The following is a 5,068-nucleotide window of genomic DNA, read 5'->3' on the forward strand; positions in this document are numbered from 1 at the left end:
GCGCGATCCCCGTAACTACCTGGCCTTTCTCGGCTTGGCCGCAGCCATCTGCTGCTACAAGCGACTGATGCGCCTCACCACATAGGACACGGTCTAAGTCGCTACCTGCACCAGCGGTGCGTGCGGTGCCGGAGAACTGGCGCCACGCGCCGATGCTCAGCCATGCCTTCGGATCGCGCAGGGAATCGTCCGGCCAGGCCGCGTCCGGCCAGATCCGGCTTTGCACGGCGTCCCCGGCCGATACAAAGTGTGCTCTGTGCCGGTCGAGGAACACCGGTCAACATGGGCACCAACTCCCGCGGCAGCGACTCGTCGACTCGGCCACCATGGGCTACTCGGAAAGAATCGGTCGCACCTCGAGCCACTCGTAGAGCGGCTCGCCGCCAGCCCCAGGAGCAGCGGACAACTCCCCGGCCAGCGCGATCGCGCGATCCCGCGAGTTTACGTCGACGGCTATCCAACCGGCGATCAGATCCTTTGTCCCGGTGAACGGACCCTGGGTCACCGGTGGGCGCCCCTCGCCGCCGTACCGCACGAACGCACCCTCGGGCGACAGCACCTGGGTACCGACGAGCTCACCCGTCTCCTCCAGACGGGCCGTGAAGTCCTGCATGAATTGCACATGCTTGTCGACCTCCTCCGGCGTCCATCGGTCCATCGGCACCCAGTCGACTTCGGGGGCCGGGCCACCCCGGTAGAGCTTCAGCAGCAGGAACTTCATGGCGGTTCTCCTTCTTCATCCGCTGGCGCTCGAAGATCGGCCCACACCTCGGGCGAGAGCATGTTCACGCAGTTGGCGTGTTCCCATGGTGGTCCCGCGACCGGCAAGGGCCTGGTCCCATAAGTTGACAAACGAGACTCGCCGGCGTCCCGGTAGGTCGTACCCGCTCATGCTGCGGACGCTTCATCGGGACCCCGGCTCCGGCCAAGCACCCTCAGCTCCCCCGGGGCTGGAACCCCGAACTTCCTCATGGGTGCGGAACTCAGGGTGACACGCATGGTTGTCGGCGAGGTTGGGCACCCCCAACCGCGATCGAGGAAAGCCCGTGAAGTGACGTTGCTGAGTCGTCAGAACGTCAGGCTCTCTGGCCGGTCACCATACGGTGGCGCATCTCCCCTACTCCACGCACATAGGTTACGAGTTCATCACCGGGCGCAAGGAACCGCTGTGGGGTGCGCCCGAGGCCGACTCCAGCCGGAGTCCCGGTGAAGATCACGTCGCCGGGCAGCAGCGGGGTCACCGCGGACAGCCGGGCGATCAGCTCGGGAACGTTAAACACCATGTCAGACGTTCGACCCTTCTGCATCTGCTCGCCGTTCACCAAGCAGCCCAGCTCCAGGTCGTCCCGGTCTTCCAACTCGTCCGGCGTCACCAGCACCGGGCCGATCGGGCCAAAAGCCGGGTACGACTTGGCCAGACTGAACTGCGGGGCGGGTCCGACTCTCTGCAAGTCCCGCTCGGAGATATCCTGCCCCACCGTAACGCCGGCGACATGGTCCCAGCCCTTCTCCGCGGCCACCCGGTACGCGCGCCTGCCGATCACCACGACCAGCTCGACCTCCCAGTCCACGCTTCCCGGGGGAAGTGTGATGTCACCGTACGGACCGGTCAGCGACGTGACGTACTTCGTGAACACCGCAGGCTCTTCTGGCACGGTGAACGAGGACTCGGCCGCATGATCGGCGTAGTTCAGCCCGACCGCATAGACCTGACGCGGCTGGGGTACGGGGTTTCCCAACGCGGTGATCGGCAGCTCAACCCCCGCTTGCGAATCGCCGAGCGTGCGTGCCACGTCCAGCAACTCGTCCCACCGTTCGTAGGCACGCTGCACATCCGAGCCGAAACGACCACCGCTGGCCCTTTCGATGTCCACCGCCCTCCCTGCCGTCGTCACCAGGTTCAACCTGCCCGCAACATTTGCAAAACGCACGCTGCACTCCCTGACTCAACACTGTTGACGCCAACGCATTTCCTTTCATGTCTATCAGCCGACTTTCGCCTAAGCAAGGTTCTTTCGAAACCTCGCGGTATGATCGTACGGCTGATTGCGTCGTTGTCCATGGTCAGACCGGTGGATGGCAGACAGCCGTCCACGAGGTGGGGGCGTACTGGATCTTCTTCGGCTTCCGTTTGATCACGTGGCTGAGGTGCGTGAGAAGCTGTTGTCTTTCCGGGCTTGAGGACTTCGTTTCCGCTGGTCAGGCATAGTCTGGTGCCGTTGTGGGAGTGGTGACCTGTCGTGTCGCCGTTCCCGTGGAGGTCGTGGATGCCGTCGGTCGAGGGGCTGCTTGAACAGCGTGAGCTCGATGCTCGGCGTCGGGTGGACGAGCTGCGGGAGGAGGCCGACCGGATCCAGGCCGAGCTGGCCCTGGCCGAGCGGGACTGGAAGGAATGGGCCATCGCCCGCTCGCGGGTCGGCGAAGTGCTGGACCCGGTCGAGGAGACCGAGCAGGGCCACGACCAGATCGGCCGGACAGGGCCGACCTTCGGCAAACGGGCCGAGCAGACGTCGTCAGCGGCGGGAGCCGCGAAGCCCAGATCACAGGTGGCCATGTGGCGTGAGGGGCTGGACTGGTCGGTGCTGTCGGTGGACTATCAGCGCATCCTCACCGCGCTCGCGGACCGGCACCGGCTTCGTCAAGCGCCCCTGGCCTGCCAGGAGTTGGCCGTGATGTTCGGCCTGGACGCGGTGCCGGCCAAGGTGGAGGCGCTGCGGTCGAAGGCGAAACGCCTGGTCGCACGGGGCTGGCTGGCCGAGCGGCAGCCGGGCCGGTTCACTCTCGCCCAGGGCCCGGCCGGGCAAGGCGGCGCGTCATGAGCAGGGTCATCGACCAGCAGACCATCGCCTCGGCGCTGGCGGTGCGGCGTTCGAAGTCGCGCACCAGACGACGGGTGCGCATCAGGTGGGCGAAGAACCGCTCAATCGCCCAAGCACACTGCGCTTATGGATAGTCAGAGCAGGACGGGGACGCAAGATAATCGGTCGTGAGGGTCTGCAGCGGCTGGCCGCTGTGGCCCATCGGTTGCGGGGCCGGATCAGCGACGAGGGGAACGAGTCCGCGTGCCCGACGACAGTGACGTCGGCCCCAGACAACAGCGCGGGTGGTTCCAGACGAGCAGGTGTGGGCTGCGCTGCCGGAAGCGAACCGGCAGGTGGTCGTCGGGCAGTTGGTGCGGCTGGCGAGCCGCGCGTTGACGGTCTCCGTGACGGTGAGTGAACGGGACGCGCGATGACCTCGGTGATGCCGTGGGAGCGGCCCGGCAGCAAGATCGACGATCGTCACCTGCAGCGTCTTGCGGTGGTGTCAATCCCCTCGCAGCGTGGAGACGATCTATGCGGCCAGTCCCTCGGCGAGGGTGGCTCGGTAGTCACGTTCGTGGTCGATCGGGCTCTTGAACCCGCACACGCTGTGTAGTCGCCTGGCGTTGTAGAAGTCGGTGATCCAGGTGGCGATCTTGATGCGGGCCTCGGTGCGGGTGCGGAAGGCATGGCGGTGGACGTACTCGACTTTGAGGACGCTGTTGAACGCCTCGCTCACGGCGTTGTCGAAACAAGATCCGACTCTGCCCATGGACTGGACGATGCCGAGCTTTCGGCAAGCCCGCTTGAACCGTCGTGAGCAGTACTCGGCTGCCCCTGTCCGTGTGCATGATCACGCCGCGCACGTCGCCGCCGCGGGTGGCCGCGGCCATGTTCAGGGACGCGACGACCAGGTAGGCGTCATGCCGCTCGGCCATCGCGTAGCCGAGAAGGCGACGGGAGAACAGGTCGATGACCGTCGCCAAGTACAGCTTGCCCTCGCCGGTTTCGATCTCGGTGAGATCGCCCGCCCAGACGAGATCGGGCTCCTCGGCGGTGAAATCCCGGCGCACGAAGTCCGCGGCAGCCGGCCGCTTGCCCGGCCTCGTCAGCGACCGGCGGCGACGCACCTTCCGTCCAGCCAGCCCGAGTTCGGCCATGACCTTCGCGACCGTGTTCACCGACAGTCGCCAGCCTCTGCGTATCAGCTCGATGAACACCTTCGGCGAGCCGTAGGTGCCGCCCGAGCCGTGGAAGATCTCTTCGATCTCCTCGGCCAGCTGCTGCCGGCGCACCTCACGCGCCGTCGGCGGACGATCCCGCCACTTGTAGAACCACGACTCGGACACCCCCAGCGCCCGGCAGGCGGTGCGGTAAGGAATCTTCTGCTCGGCCTTGCAGCTGCTGATCACCCGGACCGCGACGGCCGGGTCCGCCTCAGCTACTTCACCCACAAGGCCACGAATCGCTTGCACACATCACGCTCCATCTCCAGCTCGCGGATGCGCTTGTCCTTCTCCCTGGCCTCGGCCCGCAGCCGCTCCAGCTCAGAGCGCTCGCTCTCCCGAAGACGACCGCCGGGCGATGGCTCGGCCACCGGCCGATCCGACGACGGCGACCCGTTGCGCCGCGCCCGCGACACCCAGCTGTGCAACGTCCCCGGGTGGATGCCCAGATCCTCAGCCACTTCCGGAATCGGCTTCCCGGTCTCCGTCACGATCCGTACCGCCCCCTCGCGGAACTCGGCGTCCAAGATGCGCTTCCTGGATGCCATGACCCCAACTACCCCTTCGGTCACGGTCTCCACAGTAGGAGGGGAACCTCACCGACGATCCCACCGGTCTCCAGCAGCTACTCGACCTGCTCGGCGAGCACGGCGACGCTGCCGGCGCCCCGATCCCGGTCGCGATCGAAACCTGTCAACGGCCATGTCGTTCTCCCCGTAGGCGGCCAGGAGTTCGCCCCGCTGGCGGCCATCGAGATGTCCCCGGTGGCGGCCAGATAATTCCCCGCCCTCGGGTCGGTCGGGTCAGCTGAAGGGCTTCACCCCTTGTCCGCTGGTGGCCTGGGTGAGCCGGTAGCTGTCACCCTGGGTGACGACGATGTGAGCGTGGTGCATGAGCCGGTCGACCGTCGCGGTGGCCAGGGTCTTGGGCATGATCTCGTCGAATCCATCTGGGGCTGGCACTTGTTCCCTCACGAGAGTTGCTGCTGCCACCTGCCCGTATCCCGTTCCTGCGGTCCTCGTTGGTTCTCGCGGTAGTGCT

At 66.3% G+C, this 5,068-nt stretch carries 7 protein-coding genes and 1 pseudogene; 1 reads left to right on the forward strand and 7 read right to left on the reverse strand.

What is annotated here, in order from left to right:
• From ACWC2T_RS45565 to ACWC2T_RS45575, 3 genes are all read right to left on the reverse strand, one after another.
• On the reverse strand, nt 1–226 hold a 226-nt coding region (locus ACWC2T_RS45565), incomplete at its 3' end, for a hypothetical protein (protein WP_450676174.1).
• 105 nt (nt 227–331) lie between these two features.
• A complete protein-coding gene (locus ACWC2T_RS45570) occupies nt 332–721 on the reverse strand; it encodes a YciI family protein (RefSeq protein WP_450676175.1) in 390 nt (129 codons plus the stop codon).
• 355 nt (nt 722–1,076) lie between these two features.
• A complete protein-coding gene (locus ACWC2T_RS45575; protein WP_450676176.1) occupies nt 1,077–1,931 on the reverse strand; it encodes a fumarylacetoacetate hydrolase family protein in 855 nt (284 codons plus the stop codon).
• A gap of 336 nt (nt 1,932–2,267) precedes the next feature.
• Here ACWC2T_RS45575 and ACWC2T_RS45580 point away from each other — a divergent pair, with 336 nt between their 5' ends.
• Nucleotides 2,268–2,819, forward strand: a complete 552-nt coding sequence (locus tag ACWC2T_RS45580; protein ID WP_450676177.1) for a hypothetical protein — start codon at nt 2,268–2,270, stop codon at nt 2,817–2,819.
• Between the two features lie 514 nt (nt 2,820–3,333).
• Here ACWC2T_RS45580 and ACWC2T_RS45585 read toward each other — a convergent pair.
• The 4 genes and pseudogenes from ACWC2T_RS45585 to ACWC2T_RS45600 all read right to left on the reverse strand — a co-directional run.
• Nucleotides 3,334–3,573 carry an integrase core domain-containing protein gene (locus ACWC2T_RS45585; RefSeq protein WP_450676178.1) on the reverse strand — a complete coding sequence of 80 codons (240 nt, stop codon included), beginning with the start codon at nt 3,571–3,573 and terminating at the stop codon, nt 3,334–3,336.
• A 46-nt stretch (nt 3,574–3,619) separates the two neighbouring features.
• Nucleotides 3,620–4,276: pseudogene (locus ACWC2T_RS45590) on the reverse strand (IS3 family transposase); the annotation flags it as partial.
• Complete coding sequence (locus ACWC2T_RS45595; protein WP_450676179.1) at nt 4,243–4,554, reverse strand: transposase; 312 nt, start codon at nt 4,552–4,554, stop codon at nt 4,243–4,245. The pseudogene ACWC2T_RS45590 and the gene ACWC2T_RS45595, both read right to left, overlap by 34 nt.
• Before the next feature lie 276 nt (nt 4,555–4,830).
• Nucleotides 4,831–5,068: ATP-binding protein (locus ACWC2T_RS45600; RefSeq protein ID WP_450676180.1), on the reverse strand; the 238-nt coding region annotated here is incomplete at its 5' end.

Source organism: Streptomyces sp. NPDC001393 (genome assembly GCF_053597455.1).